Below are 22,838 nucleotides of genomic sequence, written 5' to 3' on the forward strand. Positions count from 1 at the left end.
CCATTACCTTTAACCTTTAAACCCAAAAATGTCCCAAAACAAACCCTACATTTTGGCTTTGGATCAAGGCACGACCAGCTCAAGAGCCATTATTTTTGACCAAAAAGGGCAGATCGTCTCCGTCGCCCAAAAGGAATTCAAGCAGCACTTTCCCAAGCAAGGCTGGGTTGAGCATGACCCGGACGAAATCTGGTCCAGCCAATCGGCTGTCATGATCGAAGCCTTGGTTAACAAAAGCATACGCGCCGACCAAATCGCTGCCATCGGCATCACCAATCAGCGGGAAACGACCGTTGTCTGGGATCGTAAATCCGGCAAACCGCTCTATCATGCCATCGTTTGGCAAGACCGACGAACTGCCGCCTACTGCAATGAGCTCAAGGAAAAAGGCCATGCGGAGCAAATCGCAGCGAAGACCGGCTTGATCATCGACGCCTATTTTTCCGCTACCAAAATCCGATGGATCTTGGAAAATGTAGAAGGAGCCAGGCAAAAAGCGGAAGCTGGAGAATTGGCATTTGGCACGGTGGATTCTTGGCTGATTTGGAAATTGACAGCCGGAAAAAGTCACTTGACCGACATCACGAATGCCAGTCGCACGATGATTTTCAACATTCATACGCAGGAATGGGACAAGGAATTGTTGGAATTATTCGGCATTCCTGCCTCCATGCTTCCTGAGGTGAAAAGTTGCAGCGAGGTATTCACCGAGACCGCCGGCGATGTGCTCAATACCAAAATTCCGATTGCGGGAGTGGCCGGAGATCAGCAGGCGGCACTTTTTGGTCAACTTTGCACCCAACCTGGAATGGCCAAAACCACCTACGGAACAGGATGCTTCTTGGTGATGAATACTGGTAAAGAGGCCGTTCGCTCCCAAAATCAACTGCTCACCACGGTGGCTTGGAAAATTGGCAACGAGATCAACTATGCCCTCGAGGGCTCAGTTTTTATCGGCGGAGCAGCTATCCAATGGCTGAGAGATGGCATCGAGCTCTTTAGCCATGCGAAGGAAACCGAAAAATTGGCTACCAGCCTAGATGATAACGACGGCGTGTACTTTGTCCCTGCTCTAGCCGGACTTGGAGCACCTCACTGGGATCAGGATGCTCGGGGTGCTTTCTTTGGAATCACTCGTGGCACGACCATCGCCCACATGACCCGGGCAGCTTTGGAAGCAATTGCCTACCAAGTCTTTGATGTGCTCAAAGCCATGGAAAAAGACAGTGGGAAACCCACTCAGGAACTCCGAGTGGATGGTGGAGCCACGGCAAACAACTTCCTGATGCAATTCCAGGCAGATTTGCTCGGCTGCGAAATCAAACGCCCGAAAATCATCGAAACCACTGCCATCGGAGCTGCATTTTTAGCCGGCTTGGCTGTGGGATTTTGGAAAAATCAGGAAGAATTGCAAGAATTATGGGAAGCTGACCAAAGTTTCGAACCTAACATGGAAGCTGAAAAGCGTGATCAGTTGATCCACTTTTGGCACAAAGCCGTCGAACGCTCTAAAAACTGGGTAGAATGAAATCGAGCATCACTCTAACATCAATCATCACTAAGATGGAAATAAACCACCTTGCTACCGGAAAAGCATGTCTAACCAATAAAAACATAACCAGATGAATCCAATCGTAGCAGAATTTATCGGAACAAGTATCCTTATCCTGCTCGGTGCTGGTGTGGTTGCCAATGTGGTATTACCCGGAACGAAGGGAAACGGAGGTGGTTTGATCGCCATTACTACAGCTTGGGCTTTGGCGGTTTTTTGCGGAGTGGTCGTGGCGGGTCCTTACAGTGGTGCTCACCTCAATCCAGCCGTGACCATCGGTTTGGCAACTGTAGGCAAGTTTGATTGGGCAATGGCTCCAGGGTACATTTTCGCTCAGCTTGGTGGAGCAATGCTCGGTTCGGGCTTAGCTTGGCTGATGTATCGTCACCATTTTGATATGGCAGAAGATGCCGGATTAAAGCGGGCACCATTTTGTACCGATCCGACGGTGAGAAACTTCCCCACCAGTGTGATTTCCGAAACGCTTGGCACCTTTGTCCTCATTTTTGTCATCCTCTACATTAGCGGAGCAAAGCTAGAGAATACTGAGGGCACACCCATCGGATTGGGATCGGTCGGTGCGCTGCCTGTGGCATTCTTGGTTTGGGTGATTGGGTTGGCATTGGGCGGCACCACCGGGTATGCCATTAACCCAGCTCGTGACCTGGGACCTAGAATCATGCATCAGGTTTTACCGATTAAGGGAAAAGGGAGCTCAGATTGGGGTTACTCTTGGGTTCCAATCGTCGGACCCATTCTTGGAGCCTTATTGGCAGCAGGCTTGTATATGGTGGTGGGTGCTTAGGAAATCACCTTTTCCCCAATCCAAAAAATGTCCGGACTGGAAAACTCAGAAATGCCTTCGGGCACCTCGATTTGAGTCAAATACTGAATAGGAAAAAGCAATTGGCCGTTGGAATTGGAAAGTTCCAGCGGCTGATTTTCTTTAGCCAAAATCCGAATTTCAGAAGCTGCAAACCACTTTTTGAACTTCCCCTCTTTGACGGGATAATACTTCCAATCTCCATCCAAGGCAGTCAAATCCAGAAGATCAATCTTGGATGCCAAATCCTCCAATTTGGCATGATCAAATCCTACCAAATGCACCCCCTTGTGCTGGGAAGCCAGCAAGTAGTGTAAACCTTCTTCCAAAGGTTGGGAACCCGAAACTGTCAAAAACCGAACAGGATACTGCTCTTCTAGGAGGTAATAATTAGCTTGTTGAAACTCTTGAGTGGCCAAAATCACATCCACTTTGATCCCCCAACTCTGCACCACTTCCACACTATCCTGCCAGACGAGTACCGTCGGCACCCACTCCAGCAAGGGCGATACCTCATCAAATGATATCCCATTGGTTTCCAAAATCAACACTGCAGGCTCCTGCTGCTCCTTGACAAAATGGTGGCTAGACATCAGGCCCAGAGTTTTTGGTAGAAATTGAACACATTTTCAAAAGCCATTTTGCGAAGCTGAACTTCCGAAAGCTGCTTGCTGAGCTGCTCCAAAATGGAAGGGTATTTTCCGGCATTTTCCGCCAGGGGAAAGTAAAAAGGATGGCGACTTGGGTCAGGAAAATCCTTGGTATAGAAAAAGTCAGCGCCAAAACAGATGGCATTTTCACCTAGCTTAACTCCGTGAAGCAAGTGCTCAAACAGCCTTTCCGGAACTTCATTGTCCAAGAATGCTCTGAGAAAATTCACCCCGATGATGCCTCCTCGATGGATGATCTCTTGGGCAAATTCATCGCTGAGGTTGCGCTTATGATTCCAGATGGAGCGGAAATTGGAATGGCTGGCAATCACCGGAATCGGCAAGTGATGTCGGTCAATGTGTTTGAGAATCCCTTCGGCGAGTAAGTCAGAAGTATGTGACAAGTCGATGGGAATCCGCTTTCCTGCCATGTAATCGAGCAAGCGCTTGCCGTCTTCTTTCAGCCCGATTCCCTCGGTATAATTTCCTCCACCGAATCGGTTTTCGGTGTGGTGCGTCAGGCTGATGTAAGCCAGTGTCCCGACTTTTTCCACAATCGAATCAAACTGCTGATAAATTTCAGGCCAGGTGGAATTTTCCGTGCCAAAACCCGCCGCATTTTCCACCGAAGCGATGATTCCGATTGGGCCTTTTTCAGATTGATTTCGGAAAAAATCTCCATCAAATCGGCAAACCGTTTCTTTTTCTTTGCGAAGCAACTCATCAAAAATAGCTGCCTGCTTGGTGGCCAAGGCCCTACTTCCCGAATCGACCGTAGTATAAATCGCCATGACCTGCATCTTGACACCCCCCTCTTGCATCCATGGAAAAGCGCAGGCAATTTGGTTTTTGTCGAATGGGTCTGCACTGGGAACTACCGCCAAAAAAGACAGGAGGTCACAGTGCATATCGGCGATAGAGGTACTCATGGGCTTTGATTTTGGAATCTGGGAAATGTACGATTTTTGAGTTACGATTTACGAGGCTTTAGAGAACCTTAACAAGAGTTGCCAAAGTTAAACTTTTTCAAACGGAGGAGCTTTTATGCAAATCATAGTACCGCTGCATTTATCTTCAATAGCTATCTTTGAATTTATCCCAGATCAAACCCATCCAAAAAATGGCTGTAGCAAAACCTTTCAACTTCAAAAAATGGATCGATGACAACCGCCACTTGCTCAAGCCACCTGTCGGCAATCAGCAGGTGTACAAGGGAAATGATGATTTTATCGTGATGGTCGTTGGCGGTCCAAACTCCAGAAAGGATTACCACTATGACGAAGGAGAGGAATTTTTCTACCAACTCGAGGGCGATATCGTCCTGAAAATCATTGAGGACGGCAAGCCCAAGGACATCGAAATCAAAGAAGGGGAAATCTTTCTTCTGCCGGCAAAAGTGCCTCACTCTCCCCGTCGACCTGCCAATACCATCGGTTTGGTGATGGAACGCTACCGCAGACCGGGGGAAAAAGACGGCTTCCTTTGGCACTGTGAAAACTGCGGAGAAAAACTTCACGAAGAATACGTCGAGCTCACCGATATCGTCACCCAACTTCCTCCCATTATGGAAAGATTCTGGTCTAATTTGGACCTGAGAACCTGCAAGAGTTGTGGGACAGTGATGGAGAAATAGTTTTCAGTTAGGAGTCGCAGTGATCAGTTCTCGGAAATTAGAAATCAAAAACCTAACTCCGTTCCCGATTAGTCCAAAGTTTAGAATCTGTTTAAATTCTTCCGTCTTCGGTCTTCCGACCCAATATTAAATTGGAACCTCACTCCTCAAAATTTCATGTGAGCAAAATTGAGAAATCAACCATGAACCCAACTACATTCCAATACTCCGAGTCTTTTGCCCGTGAAATGGACACCAAAGATTCGCTAGCGCATTTCAGATCCCGATTTCACTTTCCCAAAGTAAACGGTCAGGAAGCCATTTACTTCTGCGGCAACTCACTCGGTCTTCAGCCTAAAACCGTCAAAGATCAACTCGAAAAGGAATTGAACAACTGGGCGGAGTTGGCGGTGGATGGGCATTTTCATGGCGAGGATGCCTGGTATCATATCCGTAAAAAATCAAAACCTGCTTTGGCAGAAATCCTCGGTGCCCACGAGCATGAGGTGGTAGCGATGAACAACCTTTCAGTCAATTTGCACCTGCTGATGGTTTCTTTTTACCAACCGACCAAAGAGCGATACAAAATTATCGTCGAAGCGGGAGCTTTCCCATCGGATCAATACATGCTGGAGACCCAAATCAAATTCCATGGGCTCGATCCGTCAGATACCTTGGTCGAACTCAGTCCAAGACCGGGAGAAAAGACCCTTCGAACGGAGGATATATTAACCGAAATCCGCAAGCAAGGGAACTCCTTAGCGATGGTGAATATGGCCGGAATCCAATATTACACCGGACAGCTTTTTGATATGCAAGCCATCACCCAGGCTGCCCATGAAGTAGGCGCGGTAGCTGGATTTGATTTGGCTCATACCGCTGGAAATGCCCTCTTGAAGCTTCACGATTGGGATGTGGATTTTGCGACCTGGTGCAGCTACAAGTATTTGAATTCAGGACCGGGAAACGTATCTGGGATTTTCGTCCATGAGCGCTATGCTGAGAGACCCGATCTGCCGCGATTTGCAGGTTGGTGGGGACATGACGAAGGCGAGCGCTTCCGAATGGAAAAAGGGTTTGTCCCCATGTACGGCGCTGATGGCTGGCAGTTGGCCAATTCCAATGTCTTGGCTTTGGCAGCTCACCAGGCTTCTTTGGATATTTTTCAGGAAGCAGGAATAGAAAATCTCCGGGTAAAAAGCGAGAAACTGACCGCTTACCTTGAGTTCCTGATCGAGGAAATCAGCGGAAAATCAGGAGTTTTGGAAATTATCACCCCAAAAAATCCAGCTGAAAGGGGGTGTCAGCTATCTTTGCTTATCCATCGAGGCGGAAAAGCCGTCTTCGATGAGTTTTATAAACATGGCGTAGTGGGTGACTGGAGGAATCCAAACGTGATTCGATTGGCCCCTACCCCTTTGTATAACAGCTTCTTGGATGTGTTTCGCTTCGCAAAAATTCTGGAACAATCCTTGGATAAATTCGCTTAATACCTACCGCGAAAACTAGCCAATGAAAACCAATTCCATCACCATCTTGGGCGCCGGACTGATCGGCAGCTTGATGGCCATATACTTGAGACGTCAGGGTCTGGATGTACACATCTTTGACAAAAGACCTGATAAGCGAAAAGCAAGCTATTCAGAAGAAGGCCGCTCTATCAATATGGCCCTAAGCCATCGAGGCTGGAAAAGTCTCGAGCAGGTTGGACTGAAGGACAAAGTTCTTCCCCTTGCAATTCCAATGTATGGACGGAAGATCCATGATGAACATGGTAGAACCACCTTTATCCCTTACGGAAAAGCAAATCAGGCCATCTATTCCATTTCCAGAGGCAAGTTTAACCAACTGCTGACTGAGGAAGCCGAGCGACTTGGTGCAGAAATTCACTTTGAGTATAAATGTCAGGAGGTGGATTTCAGGAAACAGGAAATCACCTTTGAAACTCCCCAGGGACTGGAAAAACTTCAGCCACAGGTCATCATCGGAGCAGACGGAGCCTATTCTGCCCTGCGCCTGTCCATGCAAAAGCAGATCCGGTTTAATTATAGGCAGGAATACATTTCCCATGGCTATAAGGAATTGACCATCCCGGCCACTTCTGAGGGAGAGTTTGCTATGGATCCCAACGCACTTCACATTTGGCCGAGGGGAAAATTTATGTTGATTGCACTTCCAAATCCAGATAAATCATTCACCTGTACCCTTTTTCTTCCCTTTGAAGGTTCAAAGATCTGCTTTGAAAAGATCAAGGATGAAAAGGACTTGGAAACTGTCTTTAGGGCCTATTTCGACGATGCTTATCAGTTGATGCCGGATTTGAAAACCGAGTTTTTCAAAAACCCAACCTCGGCACTGATCAATGTGGAATGCTATCCTTGGGTTCAGGGTAATTCCTTATTGATCGGTGATGCCTCGCATGCTATGGTGCCTTTTTACGGACAAGGGATGAATTGCGGCTTTGAAGACTGCTACATCCTCAACCAGATGATCGAAAAACTGGGCACAAATTCTTGGGATTTGATTTTTGAAAAATTCCAGAAAAAGCGAAAGCCTGATACCGATGCCATCTGCCAGTTGGCCATGGAAAACTTCATTGAAATGCGGGATAGTGTGGCCGATCCGAAGTTTCAGCTACGCAAAAAAATTGAGGCTAAGCTTCATGACCTGTATCCCAAAGAGTGGATTCCGCTTTACACCATGGTGACATTCTCGGATATGAGCTATGCCGAAGCCTATGCACTTGGCAAGCTGCAGGAAGAAATCATGGATAGGGTGATGGCCGATCCGCTGATCACTGAAAACTGGAATACCCTCGACTACGAGGATATCATCAACCAGATGGAAACAGCAAAAGCGGTGTAATAGCCGCTTTTTTTGTTTTTTCTCCAACAGTTTTCACAGAAATGGACTCAGATTTCAACGGATTTTAAGCTTACCCAAATCACCTTGTCTGAATTTACTTTTCACAAATCAAACAACGTCCCACTCGCACCGGTTGGCTTGATTTTAAGGTGTTTGTAGGCTAACTCAGTAGCCATACGACCTCGGGAAGTTCGCTTCATGTAGCCTTCCTGGATGAGGAAAGGTTCATACACCTCCTCGATCGTCTCTGCTTCTTCCCCACAAGCAGTGGCGATGGTACTTAGTCCAACAGGTCCACCTTTGAATTTTTCGATGATCGTCAGGAGAATGCGGTTGTCCATTTCGTCCAGACCATTTTCATCCACATCGAGGGCATTAAGAGCGATTTTGGCGATTTCCAGCGTGATGGTTCCGTTTCCTTTGACTTCGGCAAAGTCGCGGGTTCGGCGAAGCAGCATGTTGGCTATACGTGGTGTCCCACGGCTACGACGGGCAATTTCAAAGGCAGCTACTTCATCGATTGGAGTTTGCAAAATCCCTGCTGACCGGGTCACAATATCGGTGAGCAATTTGGCATCGTAATATTCCAATCTTGAATTGATCCCGAATCGGGCACGAAGCGGAGAGGTCAACAAACCCGAACGGGTAGTGGCGCCAATCAGGGTAAACGGGCTGAGGGAAATCTGTACCGAACGGGCATTGGGTCCCGAATCCAGCATGATGTCAATCCGAAAATCCTCCATGGCAGAATAGAGGTACTCCTCCACAATGGGATTGAGGCGGTGAATTTCATCGATGAAAAGCACGTCGCCTTCCTCCAAATTCGTCAGCAAACCCGCCAAATCCGAAGGCTTATCCAATACGGGTCCCGAGGTAATTTTGATCCCTGCCTGAAGCTCGTTGGCGATGATATTGCTCAACGTAGTCTTGCCGAGACCGGGAGGTCCGTGAAGCAAAACGTGGTCAAGAGGCTCTTTACGCTTTTTGGCAGCGTGAACAAAGACCCGCAGGTTTTCGAGGATTTTGGCCTGACCTGTAAAATCATCAAAGCTCAGCGGACGCAATGCCCGCTCAAATTCCCGGTCTTTGGGACTTAAATTTTCCTCATCTCCTTTCAGGTAATCTTCTCTCATGTCGGTACGGATACGCACAAATATAAACAAAAGCCCATGCGGAGGACTTTGGAGTTTTAATCCATGGGTCAAAAAAATTGACCTAAATTTGAAAACTCAATTCTATCCGAAATGAATCAAAACGCCCGCAAAAACCTCATATACTCCATAGTCCTCCTCTTGCTTGTTTTGGTCGTTTACTTTTTCAGATCGCTGAATAGTACACCTGCTGATACTTCCAATTTTACGGATGCAAATGGATTAGTCAATCTCAGTGGGGATTTCTTGGGTCAACCTTATCTGATACTTTATCATGGAGCCCAAAAAGTGGAAAAGTCTTCTATCGACTCGCTTTTGTCAGTTATTTCTCAAAAAACAGCGCTCACCTCACCTACTTCCGACCTCTATCGGCTAAATCAAAATGACACCATTCTAAATCCATCCCCAGAATGGATTCAATTCATCAAAAATGCCCAGCAGGATCATGAACAGTCAAACAAAGCTTGGGATCCGAGCCTTGGGCCAGTTCAGGCGGTTTGGAGTTTCTCGGCATCAGGAGGAGCAAGACTTCAAGACAGTGTGGATGTAGGCCAAGTGCTGAGCAAAGTGGGACTTTCCAAAATCATTCTTACTGACAGTCTTATTCGAAAAACAACCTCGAGCCTTTTCATCGACTTCACAGACTATGCTCAAGGCTTAGCGTTGGATCAGGTGTCAGCATATTTTGAAAAGAGTGGAATCTCAAATTACTTCCTTCAATTGGGACGATATAGGTTGGCAAAAGGCGTGAACGAAAAGCAAGAACTCTGGAAGTCCAAACTCTCCTATCCCGGTGATTCTTTGGGTTTGAGAAAAGAAGGCATTCTAGCCCTCCATGACAAGGCCTATGCCTCAGCAGGTGATTTTAACACCTATTACACTCAAGATTCTGTGAAAAAAGCCTTTCAATTGGATCCCCGAACCGGCTATCCTGTGGTTCACGGGCTACTTGCAGTGAGTGTTTTGACATCCAGCACCCGAAAAGCCGGAGTCCTTTCCGAATCGTTGATGGTACAAGGGTGGAGGGAAGCAATGGCTCTGGATTCCGCAAATGCCGAGGTGGAAATGATTTTGATTTACCATGAAAAAGGATCAGGAATCAAGCTGTACGCCAGTCCTGAACTCCGAAAGTACCTTTCCTTTCCAGTGAAGTAAAAACATAAATGCAACATTATTGAATTTTTATACCTTTGTGGCAGTTAACCACTCAATTGCTCCTTTGAAATCGGGAGGATTGGAAAAAATTCATGGGGATAAATTTTCTATTACTCTTTCTCACCGCAATGTTTGCGGGCCTTTTGGTATTCTTTGCTCCCGTTTTTCGTGAGAAATATTTCAAGCTAGTCCTGGTATTTGCTGGTTCTTACCTTTTTTCGATTACCATACTCCACATCATTCCTGAGCTTTTTTCCAGTGATTTTGGAACTGGAGAAATGGGATTATACATTCTATTTGGCTTTTTACTACAGCAGCTTTTGGAATTTTGGTCTTCCGGTATTGAGCACGGTCACATCCACAAGCATCAGTCCGAAACTTCCAAAGGAGTAGTCACCCTGATGACTGGGCTATTTATCCATGCCTTTTTGGAGGGAACACTCTTATCACACGGGGATACTATCGCTAGCGGAAGTGAGGCCATCGATCACGTACACAGCAACAAAACCGTTTTACTGGGGATCATCATGCACAAGGGCCCCGCAGCCTTTGCCCTTACGGCAGTTCTTTCAGCCTCTCTGAGCAAAAAATGGACAATCATCTTACTCACCATTTTTGCTTTAGCCTCTCCTTTAGGGATGTTTTCAAGTTCACTTTTCATCGAAAACGGTCTGTTGTCAAAGCAAGGAATTGGCATTTTGTATGGATTGGTAACTGGAGGTTTTTTGCACATTTCTACTACGATTTTTTTCGAAAGCAGCCCCCACCACAAATTTCAACTGAATAAACTGCTGGTAACTTTTATTGCAGCTGCCCTTGCGATGGCCTCCGAGTACCTGATTTGATAAAAATAGCTCAAAAGGCAGATTTTTATCAACTTTTCAATGAACCGTTTGGATTCTGTGCTAAGATTCAAGTATTTCATTTTTGATTAATAAAATGAAATACCCGAGAATATTCTTTGGCTTTTTGCCAGAATTGGTTCGAGGATGATTCTACCTAAAAACCCAAAATCCATGTCTCAAGTATCTGAGAAAATGAAAAAGTACTGGAGGAAAAACCTTCGGACTTTGCTGATTCTTTTAGTGCTCTGGTTTGTCGTCTCCTTTGGTTTTGGCATCCTCTTGGTCGAGCCACTCAACTCCATTCAACTGGGGGGATTCAAGCTCGGATTTTGGTTTGCGCAGCAGGGTTCGATCTATGCCTTCGTTATTTTGATTTTTGTCTACGTGGCTCGGATGAACAAGCTGGATCGGGAGTTTGACGTAAACGAAGACTGACATGGACATTCTTACCTGGACCTACCTACTTGTAGGCTTAAGCTTTGCTTTGTACATCGGTATCGCTATTTGGACACGAGCCGGATCTACCCAAGAATTTTATGTGGCAGGTGGAGGAGTATCCCCTTTGGCCAACGGAATGGCAACAGCGGCGGATTGGATGTCTGCGGCCTCCTTTATTTCCATGGCCGGGCTGATTTCATTTGCCGGATATGACGGTTCGGTCTACCTCATGGGTTGGACAGGGGGATATGTGTTATTGGCTTTACTTCTCGCTCCCTACCTCAGAAAATTCGGAAAATTCACTGTTCCTGATTTTGTCGGCGACCGCTACTATTCCAATAAAGCACGCGTCGTCGCGGTGATCTGTGCGCTGTTTATTTCCTTCACCTATGTCGCCGGACAAATGCGAGGTGTGGGAATTGTCTTTTCCCGATACTTGGAAATCCCCATCGAATGGGGCGTGGTCATCGGGATGTGCATCGTGTTTTTCTATGCCGTATTAGGCGGGATGAAAGGCATCACTTACACCCAAGTGGCACAATACTGTGTGCTGATCTTTGCCTACATGGTGCCTGCAATTTTTATTTCCATGCAGTTGACAGGCAACCCTATACCCCAACTTGGGCTCGGCGGAACAGTAGAGGGAGGGGTACCCTTGCTGGAAAAATTGGATGGGGTGCTCACAGACTTGGGCTTTGCTGCTTATACTTCCGGGAGAAAAGGGATGACCGACATGTTCATGATTACCCTTGCCCTGATGGTGGGGACGGCTGGACTGCCGCATGTGATTGTGCGATTTTTCACCGTGCCAAAAGTAAAAGACGCCCGCTTATCCGCTGGTTACGCATTGGTATTCATCGCTATCCTATATACCACAGCCCCTGCCGTAGCAGCTTTTGGAATCTACAATGCCATCAACTCCACCTCTGAAAAAGAAATAAATGCGTTACCCTCTTGGGTACAAACCTGGCAAAAGACTAACCTGATCAAAATTGACGACAAAAATGCCGATGGGAAAATCCAGTATCTGGCAGACCCAAGTGTCAACGAACTCACAATAGACAAGGACATTATGGTCTTGGCCAGTCCTGAAATCGCAGAACTCCCCAATTGGGTGGTCGGGCTTGTAGCGGCAGGTGCGATGGCTGCGGCGCTATCCACAGCAGCGGGATTGCTTTTGGTAATTTCCACTTCTGTCTCAAGAGACCTATTCAAGACCTTCAAGCCGGAAATATCCGAGAAAAAAGAACTTCGAATCGCCCGCCTAGCAGCAGGCGGAGCGGTTGTTTTTGCAGGATATTTTGGGGTCAACCCTCCGGGATTCGTAGCTGAGGTGGTCGCCTTTGCTTTTGGTTTGGCGGCAGCATCCTTTTTTCCTGTAATCATTTTAGGGATTTTTTCCACTCGGGTCAATCGGGAAGGTGCCATTGCCGGCATGGTGTCTGGTCTGGTATTTACACTCGCCTATATTTCCTATTTCAAGTTTATCCAACCTGGATTAAACACTGCAGCACACTGGTGGTGGGGTATTTCTCCCGAGGGGATTGGGTCTGTGGGAATGTTTCTCAACGTCCTGGTGTGCTACGCCGTATCCCTAGTCACACCTCCTCCACCTCAGGAAGTCCAAAACCTGATCCAGGAAATCCGAATCCCAAAAGGCGCTGGGGAGGCTCAGGATCATTAAATCAGTTTACTTTATTTAAGCTTAATAAATCCAATTACCATGAGTGATAGACTCCATACCCTCAGCGGATACCTTTACGAATACCAAAAAAGCATAGCCCAACCGGAAGAATTCTGGGCTAGAATTGCTGATTCTTTTCATTGGAGAAAGCGATGGAACAAAGTGCTCAAGTGGAATTTTGAAGGTCCTGAAGTGAAATGGTTTGACGGTGCAACGCTGAATATCACCGAAAATATTTTTGAAAAACAACTGTACACCATCGGAGACCGTCCCGCAATCATTTGGGAACCCAATGAGCCGAGTGAAGCAACACGAACGATTACTTACCGACAGCTTTTTCATGAGGTCTGCCGCTTTGCCAATGCACTAAAAGCAAAAGGAATCGGAAAAGGTGATCGCGTCATCATCTACATGCCGATGGTACCTGAGGCTGCTATAGCCATGCTAGCCTGTGCCCGAATAGGTGCGGTTCATTCTGTGGTATTTGCAGGCTTTTCAAGCACTTCACTTGCCGACAGAATCAATAACTGTGAGGCAAAAGCAGTATTGACTTCCGATGGTAACTATCGGGGAAACAAAAAAATCACCGTCAAAGGTGTGGTCGATGAGGCCTTAGAAAAATCTTCGGTGGACACTGTCATCGTCTACAAAAGAACAGGGCAGGAAACCAATATGGTCTCTGGCAGGGACTTTTGGTGGGATGAAGTTCTTGAAGGTCAGTCTGAGGAAAATGCACCGGAAGAGATGGACAGCGAGGACATGCTTTTTATCCTCTATACCTCCGGGTCAACCGGCAAGCCAAAAGGTGTCGTCCACACTACTGGAGGATACATGGTATACACAAAGTATTCCTTCGAAAACGTCTTTCAGTACTCACCGGGAGATGTATATTGGTGTACAGCGGATATCGGCTGGATCACCGGCCACTCCTATATTGTCTATGGCCCGCTCTTGGCAGGCGCTACCACGCTGATGTTTGAAGGTGTGCCAACCTACCCCAATCCAAGCCGATTCTGGCAGGTGATCGAAAAGCACAAGGTCAACGTGTTCTACACAGCCCCTACGGCTATCCGAGCACTTCAGGCCTTTGGTACAGAACCGATCGAAGGCTACGACTTGAGCTCTTTAAAAGTCCTGGGATCTGTCGGCGAACCGATCAACGAGGAAGCTTGGCACTGGTACCATACTCATATCGGAAAAGGTCACTGCCCAATTGTGGATACGTGGTGGCAAACGGAAACGGGAGGCATCTTGGTCTCTCCTCTTGCAGGAATTACCCCGACCAAGCCTGCCTATGCTACTTTACCTTTGCCTGGAATCCAGCTTTGCATTGTAGATACAGAGGGAAATGAACTCACTGGAAATTCTGTCGAAGGTAATCTTTGCATCAAATTCCCTTGGCCATCCATGATCCGAACCACCTACGGAGATCACGATCGCTGCAAGCAGACGTACTTTTCTACGTATAAAAACATGTACTTTACCGGTGACGGAGTGAAGCGTGACCACGATGGCTACTACCGAATTCTCGGCCGAGTAGATGATGTGATCAATGTTTCAGGTCACCGAATGGGCACTGCTGAAGTGGAAAACGCGATCAACGAACACCCAAAAGTCATCGAGTCCGCGGTGGTAGGCTATCCGCATGAGGTCAAAGGTCAAGGCATCTACGCCTTTGTAATCTGCGACATGACTAACCGAACCGAGGAAAACCTGATTAACGAGATCAAGGATATGGTATCCAAGATCATCGGTCCGATCGCCAAGCCGGATAAAATTCAGATCGTTCCCGGACTTCCAAAAACCCGCTCAGGTAAAATCATGCGTCGTATCCTGAGAAAAGTAGCCGAGGGCAGCACCGACAGTATGGGTGATACCTCTACACTACTTGACCCTGAGGTGGTGGAGAAAATCATTGAAGGAAGAAAATAAAGATAGATGTTAGATCCAAGATGTTAGACGCAAGACACAAAGACGCTAGGCCTTGAAAGCACTGCAGACTAAAGCTTTTCCAAAGTTTCGAACTTTGGAAAAGCTCAAACAACAAATTTCTGTTTTGCTCAAAAAGATTGAATGAAAAAGACAAAAGTGCTGAGTAAAAAATGGACATGACACTTTAATCTTGCATTTAATTAATGTCTTTTGTCTTACTTCTTATGTCTTACGTCTTGCTTCTTGCTACTAGCCTCTTGCATCTACCATGAATGTCATTGTCAACCGGGTTGCCGAATTTCTGTACAGGTTTCCCCCTTTTTCTTTTCTGGAAAAAGAGGATCTGGTCAACGTAGCGCAACAGGTAGAGATTCAGTATTTGGAAAAAGGTGAAATACTTTTTCCTCAAGGAGAACCGGCTCGGCCTAACTTTTTTGTCCTGAAAGAGGGAACCATTCATTTGGTGGAAAAGACCTCAAATGGCGAAGAGATCCGAGAAATCTGCGACGAAGGCGATGTCTTTGGTGTCTTGGCCCTATTGGGGAAAAGGCCCTATTTGCTTACCTCCAAAATTATCGAAAACAGCTTAGTCTATGCGATTCCTGTAGCAGTTTTTGAAAAAGTCCTGGAGAAAAACAGTCAGGTAGCCTTGTTTTTTGCAGCAGGATTTGCTGCGGGGCAAGTGGTCGTCAGACAAGACCTCTCCCAAGGTCAAAAAGCCCGAAGCGAATTCAAAAAACCAAGCGGAGACAATTCTCTTCTGATCTTTTCTGATCAGTCGGAGGTCAAGGTTTCTGAAAAAGTCTTGACCTGTACACCGGAAACTCCGATTCAAGCTGCTGCAAAATTGATGGCGAATGCACAAGTAAGCAGTATCATCATCTCTGGTGAATCCGGATTTCCGGTGGGAATTCTTACGGACAAAGACCTTCGCAACCGCGTTTTGGCAGCAGGCATTGCGCCAATCGAACCGGTTGCTCAAGTAATGACCTCGCCGGTAGTTACTTGCAGAAAATCAGACAACTTTTCCACCCTCTATCTGGCAATGATCCGTCATCGGCTGCATCATCTAGTGCTCACGGAGGACGGAACTTCCCAAAGTCCCATCTGTGGATTAATTTCCGATCACGACATTTTCCTTTCCATGGGCAACAGCCCGGCGGTATTGATCCATGCATTGATGAATACGCAGGAGGTGGCCGAAATGAGGAAAATCAGAGACAGGGCCGAGCAAATGCTTCGTTATTACTTGGAAAATGAAGTTGCCATGGACTTTGTGGCATCTGTGATGACTGAGATCAACGATGTGATCATCAGTCAGGCCTTGGAGATCGGTAGGAAAAACCTGGCTTCAGCCTTTCCGGATATGGATGAGGTTCCCTTCTGCTTCCTTTCTCTTGGCAGCGAAGGACGAGAAGAACAGCTTTTACGAACTGACCTTGACAATGCCATTCTTTACCAAGATGTGCCCGAAGTAAAATCCGAGACAGCCAAAGAGTATTTTCTACAGCTTGGAGAGCAGGTGATCGAAGTGTTGCTCGCCTGTGGATTTGATGCCTGTCCAGCCAAAATGATGGCCAATAACCCGGAATGGGTTCAGCCACTTTCGGTCTGGAAAAATAATTTTAGCGACTGGATCATGCGGCCTACACCGGAAGCCTTACTAAAATCCTCCATCTTTTTTGATTTCCGACCAGTCAAAGGAAACCCCTCACTTGCCGAGGAACTGACGCTTCACATCTATGAAGAAATCCGAAAAAAGAAGGCCTTTCTCAGCTTCATGGGCCAGAATGCCATGCAAAATCCGCCTCCATTGGGTTTCTTCAAAGACTTTATCGTGGAAAAGTCCGGAGAGCACAAGGATCGCTTTGACCTCAAAGGGCGAGCAATGCTTCCTTTGACTGATTTGGCCAGACTACTGATTCTGAGTCATGAAGTAGTCGGAATCAACAATACCTTCAAGCGCTTTGAAAAGCTCGGAGAGATTGAGCCTGCCTATACCGAGCTTTTTCAACAGGCGGGAAAAGCCTACGAAATCCTGATGCGAATGAGGGCTTTGGAGGGGATCTCCAACGCAAACAACGGCCGATACCTAGATCCAAAATCGCTTGGAAAAATCCAGCGGCAACTGCTCAAAAACACCTTTACACCTATCGCAGAGCTACAGGAAATGATCCACATCCGATTTCAACTTGACTACTTCAGACGATGACTTGGTGGAAATTTTGGAAGGCAGCGACACCAAAAACATCATTTGTTCAAACCTACCTTGAGGCAACTACCGATCGCATCCCGGGAATCCGAAAAGTAGATCAGCTGAATTTCACCGTGTTGGACACGGAGACCAGCGGTTTGGATCCGGCAAAAGATTCCATCCTGTCTTTTGGAGGGGTGAAGATCTCCCAGGCCAAAATCCTGGTGAATCAGGCGGTGGAATGGTATCCAATAGCAACCGATTCAGGTAAAAAAACTGCTGCCATCCATGGATTGGTAACTGTCCCAAACACCCTGTCGAAAGAGGATTTTGCCAAGAATTTTCTAGACTACATCGACAACAGCATCATTGTGGGACATCATATCGGATTTGATCTGGAGATTTTGAAAACCCTTTTGAAGCCCTTCGGGATCACCCAACTCAAAAATCCCGTGATCGACACCTACCATTTGGCTATCCGGCTGGAACAAGGGCCAATGCAGGACATGAGCAACGTTAAACATGACGATTACAGCCTTGATGCGCTTTGCAGGCGCTACCAACTCAGTCCCGATGATAGACATACCGCAGCAGGAGATGCTTTTTTGACTGCACAACTTTTTTTGAAGCTGTTGGCAAAGGCCCAATCCAAAGGCATTACCACTTTTCAGAGTCTTCTTTCCTAATCACTTCCACAGGATATTGACCTGGCCTGTAGCTTTGATCCGAATGTCCATCCCTGTCGCTGTGGGATAAAATCCATCAGGAGACACATTCAAATTATCAAGTTGGAGATTTCCATAGGGGGTTTGCAAGGCAAGCCTTTCCTTAACCCCATCCAAACTCCCCTGAAGCACTTCTTGTAGCGAAAACCTTAATTTTTGATTGAGCTGATTGCTGATTTTGCCTCGCTTGAGTTGAGCACCGAGTTTGGCTTTGTTGCTGTCTGAGCTGAGGGCAAAGTCAACTTTTTCGAAAGCAAGAACACTTGAACTCGGATCAAAAACAGGTTTTCCTACCAAAAAAAACTCCCCCTCAATCTGCTCACCATTTTCGGCGGTCGCCCTAAAGTCCATCAAGATCCCCAAACGATCCCCATATGCGCTACTTCTGAAATTGGAAGGCTGAAACAGGTACTTTTTATTGATCCGAATGACTTGTCCAGCAACTGCTTGCTGAATCATCTGGTCCAATTCCCCATAGGTCAGATGAAGTGGAATATTGATCTCCAGTCGGTTGGATGGATCTAGGTTGGGGGTGATTTTCGGTAACGGCAAAGGTCGTGAAGGAGCTGCCGATGCAGGATGGGTCTGCACTTTGCCGGACATGCCTAGGTCGAAGTGAAACCCTTTGGAAGGAACGAGATACTCCCTGATTTTGACAGAATCCGGACGGATGGAAAAAGCCATTTTTTTCCCTTCCAAATCCACAGTCACCGGCCGCCCAACTTGATTCCAAACAGATTCGACCACAGGTTTGAGGTTGATCAGATCGGGTTTGGAGGTGAGATTTTGTCTGGCAAATTCACGGATTTCATTCCTCACCATCGAGCTCAGGTCAATCTCCATGCCCAAGGCTGAAAGTCCTATTTTACCCCCTAGATCCATCAATTCAAACTCGCTGATGCCTAGAGTCCAGTTGGGATTAAGCTGGGGATTGATCACCACAACAGGAGATAGGGTCTGATCGAGGGGGATTTTTGACTGGAATAAGTTGCGTAGTCCACCGGGTTTGAGGCCGACTTCCCCACGGATTCTGATGGGAAGAGTTACCTGTAGCCGCTGACTGTCGAGCGGCGTGAGCTGAATCATTCCATTTCTCACAAATCCAAGATCCCCTACAATTCCATTACCCAAGTCCATTCCCTTTTCATTGAAAAGGGTCGGAGGCACTACCTGATTGACAAGGTTGGTCAAGGTGGCCGAAGGGATTTCTACCGGCACATTCACATACGAAGAAGCAGCGGGTACCTGAGGCAAAGGAAGGGAAGCAGCAGGATCCAGGCTTTTGCAGGAAGAAAAAAAGGAGGTCAAGCCTGCACAAAGAGCTAGAAAATTGAAACTATTTTTAGGTAAGTTTTGTCTGAATTTCATAATTGAATTGGCCAGAAGGAAGCTATTTTCAATCCCAATCTGTGGCCCTCAAAAGTAAGGAAAAGTGTCTATGAACTGGAATAAACTCACCACCTCTACACAGCTCGAAGAAATCAAGGCCTTGAGTCACTCCAAACCCGTTTTGATTTTCAAACACAGCTCAAGATGCTCCATCAGCAGTATGTCCCTTGACCGCTTACTTCGCAATTGGAAGGCGGAGGACTCCGAAAAGGTAACTCCCTTTTTCCTAGACCTTATCTCCTACCGTTCGATCTCTGATCAAATTGAAGAAATTTTTAAGGTACCTCATGAGTCTCCACAGGTGCTTTTGATCAAAGAAGGCAAGGCAGTCTACGATGAAAGCCACTTTTCGATTTCCTATCCGGTGATCATGGAAAAGATTTAGCTTTTTTTAACTCCCAAAAGGAAAATAGACCACTTATCCTGCCGATTTCCCACTCTAATTTTTCATCAAAAGGCACTTAAACCTTTTTCTTTCATGATCAGTCAAAGAAGGTGAACTTTGTCTCATTATGAAAAAAATTTATTCAATTAGTATCCTGATTTTTAGCCTTTTGCTGAGTATTTCAGCTTTTGGCCAACGCCCTTCCGGTCCTCCACAGGAAGAAAGGAAGTTTACCGGGAAGGTAATGGACGGCGTCACCAAAACTCCAATGATCGGAGCCAACGTCTTGGTGAAAACCGTTACGGATTCACTTTTAAGAGGTACCGTGACTGGAGCTGACGGGACTTTCGAAATCGCCCGGCCTTTTATTCCTCAAGTTAAATTGGAAATCACTTTCCTGGGGTATAAGACCATTTCCAAGATCCACAGCATGCGGGAGCCAATGGAACTCGGCGAGTTGATCCTTTTGGAAGACACCAAAGTCTTGGGTGAAGTCGTCATCGAAGGGGTAAACGTGGTCGGTGAGCAACGAGGCGATACTACCTCTTTCAATGCCAATGCATTTAAAACCCAAACTAACGCCCAAGCAGAAGATCTGATCCGAAAGATGCCGGGTATCACCATGCAAGGTGGTCAAATACAGGCACAAGGAGAAAACGTGCAGCGAATCCTCGTTGATGGGCGTGAGTTTTTTGGGAATGACCCAAATATTGCCCTCAGAAACCTTCCCGCTGACGCTATTGACAGGGTAGAAGTGCTCGATCAGCGATCCGATCAAAGTAGATTGACAGGTTTTGACGACGGTAACTACACCAAAACGATCAACATTATCCTCCGCTCTGACAAAAAGAATGGTTCCTTTGGCCGTGCCTATGGCGGCTATGGTACAGATGATCGCTATGCAGCAGGAGGAAGTATCAACATGTTCAAGGGTGATCAGCGATTCTCTATTTTAGGTTTGTTCAATAACGTCAACCAGCAAAACTTCTCCAGCCAAGACCTTGCAGGTGTCACAGCCAATTCCTCCGCGGGAGGTGGTGGCATGCGTGGCGGTATGATGGGCGGCGGAGGCGGCGGACGTCCAGGAGGAGGCGGTGGCCAATGGGGCGGAGGAGGAAATAACAACTTCTTCGTGGGGAACCAAGGCGGTATCACCAGCACCAATGCACTTGGATTAAACTACTCCGACAAGTGGGGCAAAAAAGTGAACTTCACAGGAAGCTACTTCTTCAACAATACCACCAACTCCCTACGCCAAATCACTAATCGAGAAACGGTAGTGAATGAAAGTCTGCGTCAGTTTTATCAGGAAAATCTGATCAATACGGTAGAGAATAATAACCACCGGGCAAATGCGCGAATCGAAGCGGATCTCAATCCGAAAAACACGATCATCTTGACCCCTAACATTTCCTTCCAAAACAATAACACCTTTAGTGATCGGGATGCATTGACAAGAACTAGCGCAGGAGACTCACTTTCAGCCCTTCGCTCCATTTCAAATGCAGAGACCATTGCATTCAACATCTCCAATAACCTGACTTATCGATACAAATTCGACAAAAAGGGCAGAACCCTTTCTTCCGAAATCTTCACGGCTTGGAATAAGAGAGATCAGTTCTCCGACCTATTGGCAGCGAACAGAGACTACCGCAGAAATTTGATCGACACCACCGAGCAAGAAACGGATGCCTTGAACAATGGGTTCAACTACCGAATCAACACCACTTGGACCGAACCTATCACAGAAAAAGCCTTGGCAACCTTTGGCTATCAGGTAGGAAATAATAAAACCCGCGCAGATCAAAAGACCAGAGTTTTGAATCCGGAAAACCGATTTGAGCTGGATACTGCCTTGTCAAACGAATTTGACAACGTGTTCCTGACCCAACGTCTACGATCAGGATATGCCTACAACAATCAGGCTTGGAGTGTCAATGTGAACTTGGACTATCAAAATGCCCGATTGGACAATCAGGCCTTTTTCCCTGAAGTGGGCGTATTCAAAAGAAGCTTCAATAACATTCTACCAAGCGCCAACTTGAACTATCGAAACCGAGAAACGGGCTTCAGCTGGAGAATGCGCTACGGCACCAATACCAATGAGCCATCTGTGACAGAACTTCAAAATGTGGTTAACAACCAAAATCCGCTCAATCTCCGTGTGGGTAATCCTTCGCTTGGACAGAGCTTTAACCACAACATCTTTGCAAACATCAGCAAGGTGAATCTGGAGAAATCAAGAACACTCTTTATGTTTTTGAACTATAGTGCTACTCAAAATTACATCGGTAGCAGCACCTTCCTGACTACTCAAGATACCTTGATCAACAATGAGATTCTACTCAGACCGGGTGGACAGATCACACAGCCGGTAAATTTGGACGGGAACTTCAGAGCCAGTTTCTTCATGACCTATGGTGCGCCGATCAAGAAAATGAAAACCCAGTTTAACACCAACTCACGGGTGAGCTTCAACCGAATCCCGGGTTTGATCAATGGAGTAGCTAACCTCAACGATAACCTGACCTTGAGCCAAGGGCTGACCTTCAGCTCCAACATCAGCCAAAATGTGGACTTCTCCATCAACACCACCGGTTCATACAACATCGTGAATTCTTCCCTGCAACAGAATCTGGACAATAACTTCTACCAGCAGGAGTCCAACATCCGCCTGTATTTCTCTTCACAGAATGGAAAGTTCTTCATGGGCAACAACGTGGCGCACTCGCTCTACACAGGACTATCCGAAGGATTTAACCAGAACTTCTGGCTTTGGAACATTGAAGGCGGTTTCCGATTTGCCAAAAACAACAAGGCAGAAATCAAAGCAGTCGTGTTTGACCTACTCAACCAAAACAACAGCATCAGCCGAACCATCTCCGATGTGGCAGTGACCGACGTCTTTACCAACGTGCTGACCCGCTATGGCATGATCACCTTTACCTACATCATCGGTAACTTCAAGCAGCCTGCAGCCGAACCACAGCAGCCTTGGATGATGGGAAGACCTCCAGGAGGAGGAGGAAGGACATGGTAAAAAAGGTAAAAAGCTGAAGTCAGAAAGCTGAAAAGCCGCTTGAAAGTAATTTTCAAGCGGCTTTTTTGTAATCATAAAAACTAATCTAATCTTTTATGAATTTACCCCGGATTTTGCATAAGGATTCGAAGTGAGAGTTCAAAATGCAAGAAAATCAACTATTTGACTAATGAGCCATAGCATCGGTATGTTGAATGAGTTGAATGTAGCAAAGCGATTGATTTTGGTGCATTTTAACCTAGGAATAGGAATTCTAATCCATATCCCGGTTTTATCCACCAATCGGATTTATAATCGGCAAACATACAGTTCCATTTATCCAAATTGAATCCGCAAAATTCAATCCAATAGGATGATAACAGCTGAATTCATAAAACTGGCAACACTTCCCCGCATCA

19 protein-coding genes are annotated in these 22,838 nt (G+C 46.5%); 15 read left to right on the forward strand and 4 right to left on the reverse strand.

Annotated features, from left to right (window positions below; translation table 11 throughout):
* Nucleotides 1-28 precede the first annotated feature (28 nt).
* Both glpK and ACFPIK_RS08540 read left to right on the forward strand, forming a co-directional pair.
* A complete protein-coding gene (gene glpK / locus ACFPIK_RS08535) occupies nt 29-1,528 on the forward strand; it encodes a glycerol kinase GlpK (RefSeq protein ID WP_377914217.1) in 1,500 nt (499 codons plus the stop codon).
* A 94-nt stretch (nt 1,529-1,622) separates the two neighbouring features.
* The gene (locus ACFPIK_RS08540; protein ID WP_377914219.1) at nt 1,623-2,357 is read left to right on the forward strand and encodes an MIP/aquaporin family protein; all 735 of its coding nucleotides are present in this window, start codon (nt 1,623-1,625) and stop codon (nt 2,355-2,357) included.
* Here ACFPIK_RS08540 and ACFPIK_RS08545 read toward each other — a convergent pair.
* Together ACFPIK_RS08545 and ACFPIK_RS08550 are read right to left on the reverse strand one after the other, a co-directional pair.
* Nucleotides 2,354-2,968, reverse strand: a complete 615-nt coding sequence (locus tag ACFPIK_RS08545; protein WP_377914221.1) for a thiamine pyrophosphokinase — start codon at nt 2,966-2,968, stop codon at nt 2,354-2,356. The genes ACFPIK_RS08540 and ACFPIK_RS08545 overlap by 4 nt on opposite strands.
* Nucleotides 2,968-3,954, reverse strand: coding sequence for a dipeptidase (locus ACFPIK_RS08550; RefSeq protein WP_377914223.1), 987 nt, complete (start codon nt 3,952-3,954; stop codon nt 2,968-2,970). Before ACFPIK_RS08550 ends, ACFPIK_RS08545 begins: the two co-directional genes overlap by 1 nt.
* A gap of 191 nt (nt 3,955-4,145) precedes the next feature.
* On the opposite strand from ACFPIK_RS08550, the gene ACFPIK_RS08555 reads away from it, so the two are divergent.
* The 3 genes from ACFPIK_RS08555 to ACFPIK_RS08565 all read left to right on the forward strand — a co-directional run bounded on the left by ACFPIK_RS08555 (nt 4,146) and on the right by ACFPIK_RS08565 (nt 7,502).
* Nucleotides 4,146-4,658, forward strand: a complete 513-nt coding sequence (locus ACFPIK_RS08555; RefSeq protein WP_377914224.1) for a 3-hydroxyanthranilate 3,4-dioxygenase — start codon at nt 4,146-4,148, stop codon at nt 4,656-4,658.
* Between the two features lie 182 nt (nt 4,659-4,840).
* Complete coding sequence (gene kynU, locus ACFPIK_RS08560) at nt 4,841-6,127, forward strand: kynureninase (RefSeq protein WP_377914226.1); 1,287 nt, start codon at nt 4,841-4,843, stop codon at nt 6,125-6,127.
* Nucleotides 6,128-6,149: 22 nt separating this feature from the next.
* The gene (locus ACFPIK_RS08565) at nt 6,150-7,502 is read left to right on the forward strand and encodes an FAD-dependent oxidoreductase (RefSeq protein ID WP_377914228.1); all 1,353 of its coding nucleotides are present in this window, start codon (nt 6,150-6,152) and stop codon (nt 7,500-7,502) included.
* 101 nt (nt 7,503-7,603) lie between these two features.
* Here the strand turns inward: ACFPIK_RS08565 and ruvB are convergent, their stop codons facing one another.
* Nucleotides 7,604-8,635, reverse strand: coding sequence for a Holliday junction branch migration DNA helicase RuvB (gene ruvB / locus ACFPIK_RS08570; RefSeq protein ID WP_377914478.1), 1,032 nt, complete (start codon nt 8,633-8,635; stop codon nt 7,604-7,606).
* A gap of 111 nt (nt 8,636-8,746) precedes the next feature.
* On the opposite strand from ruvB, the gene ACFPIK_RS08575 reads away from it, so the two are divergent.
* From ACFPIK_RS08575 to ACFPIK_RS08605, 7 genes are all read left to right on the forward strand, one after another.
* On the forward strand, nt 8,747-9,808 hold the full coding sequence (locus ACFPIK_RS08575; RefSeq protein WP_377914230.1) for an FAD:protein FMN transferase: 1,062 nt from the start codon (nt 8,747-8,749) through the stop codon (nt 9,806-9,808).
* Nucleotides 9,809-9,900: 92 nt separating this feature from the next.
* On the forward strand, nt 9,901-10,653 hold the full coding sequence (locus ACFPIK_RS08580; RefSeq protein ID WP_377914232.1) for a ZIP family metal transporter: 753 nt from the start codon (nt 9,901-9,903) through the stop codon (nt 10,651-10,653).
* Nucleotides 10,654-10,824: 171 nt separating this feature from the next.
* Nucleotides 10,825-11,088, forward strand: coding sequence for a DUF4212 domain-containing protein (locus ACFPIK_RS08585; protein WP_377914234.1), 264 nt, complete (start codon nt 10,825-10,827; stop codon nt 11,086-11,088).
* 1 nt (nt 11,089) lies between these two features.
* Nucleotides 11,090-12,775 (forward strand): sodium:solute symporter family protein, encoded by a 1,686-nt coding sequence (locus ACFPIK_RS08590; protein ID WP_377914236.1) that lies wholly within the window; start codon nt 11,090-11,092, stop codon nt 12,773-12,775.
* A 39-nt stretch (nt 12,776-12,814) separates the two neighbouring features.
* The gene (gene acs, locus ACFPIK_RS08595) at nt 12,815-14,707 is read left to right on the forward strand and encodes an acetate--CoA ligase (RefSeq protein ID WP_377914238.1); all 1,893 of its coding nucleotides are present in this window, start codon (nt 12,815-12,817) and stop codon (nt 14,705-14,707) included.
* Between the two features lie 268 nt (nt 14,708-14,975).
* Entirely contained in the window at nt 14,976-16,919 is a 1,944-nt protein-coding gene (locus tag ACFPIK_RS08600) for a DUF294 nucleotidyltransferase-like domain-containing protein (protein WP_377914240.1), read from the forward strand.
* On the forward strand, nt 16,916-17,587 hold the full coding sequence (locus tag ACFPIK_RS08605) for a 3'-5' exonuclease (RefSeq protein ID WP_377914241.1): 672 nt from the start codon (nt 16,916-16,918) through the stop codon (nt 17,585-17,587). Before ACFPIK_RS08600 ends, ACFPIK_RS08605 begins: the two co-directional genes overlap by 4 nt.
* On the opposite strand, the gene ACFPIK_RS08610 is transcribed toward ACFPIK_RS08605, so the two are convergent.
* On the reverse strand, nt 17,588-18,994 hold the full coding sequence (locus ACFPIK_RS08610) for a DUF4403 family protein (RefSeq protein ID WP_377914243.1): 1,407 nt from the start codon (nt 18,992-18,994) through the stop codon (nt 17,588-17,590).
* A gap of 70 nt (nt 18,995-19,064) precedes the next feature.
* On the opposite strand from ACFPIK_RS08610, the gene ytxJ reads away from it, so the two are divergent.
* The 3 genes from ytxJ to ACFPIK_RS08625 all read left to right on the forward strand — a co-directional run bounded on the left by ytxJ (nt 19,065) and on the right by ACFPIK_RS08625 (nt 22,768).
* Nucleotides 19,065-19,400, forward strand: coding sequence for a bacillithiol system redox-active protein YtxJ (ytxJ, locus tag ACFPIK_RS08615; protein ID WP_377914245.1), 336 nt, complete (start codon nt 19,065-19,067; stop codon nt 19,398-19,400).
* Nucleotides 19,401-19,527: 127 nt separating this feature from the next.
* Nucleotides 19,528-22,440 carry an outer membrane beta-barrel protein gene (locus ACFPIK_RS08620; protein ID WP_377914247.1) on the forward strand — a complete coding sequence of 971 codons (2,913 nt, stop codon included), beginning with the start codon at nt 19,528-19,530 and terminating at the stop codon, nt 22,438-22,440.
* Between the two features lie 169 nt (nt 22,441-22,609).
* Nucleotides 22,610-22,768 carry a hypothetical protein gene (locus tag ACFPIK_RS08625; RefSeq protein ID WP_377914249.1) on the forward strand — a complete coding sequence of 53 codons (159 nt, stop codon included), beginning with the start codon at nt 22,610-22,612 and terminating at the stop codon, nt 22,766-22,768.
* The last annotated feature ends 70 nt before the right edge of the window (nt 22,769-22,838 follow it).

This window comes from Algoriphagus aquatilis, from assembly GCF_042657405.1.
GTDB lineage: Bacteria > Bacteroidota > Bacteroidia > Cytophagales > Cyclobacteriaceae > Algoriphagus > Algoriphagus aquatilis.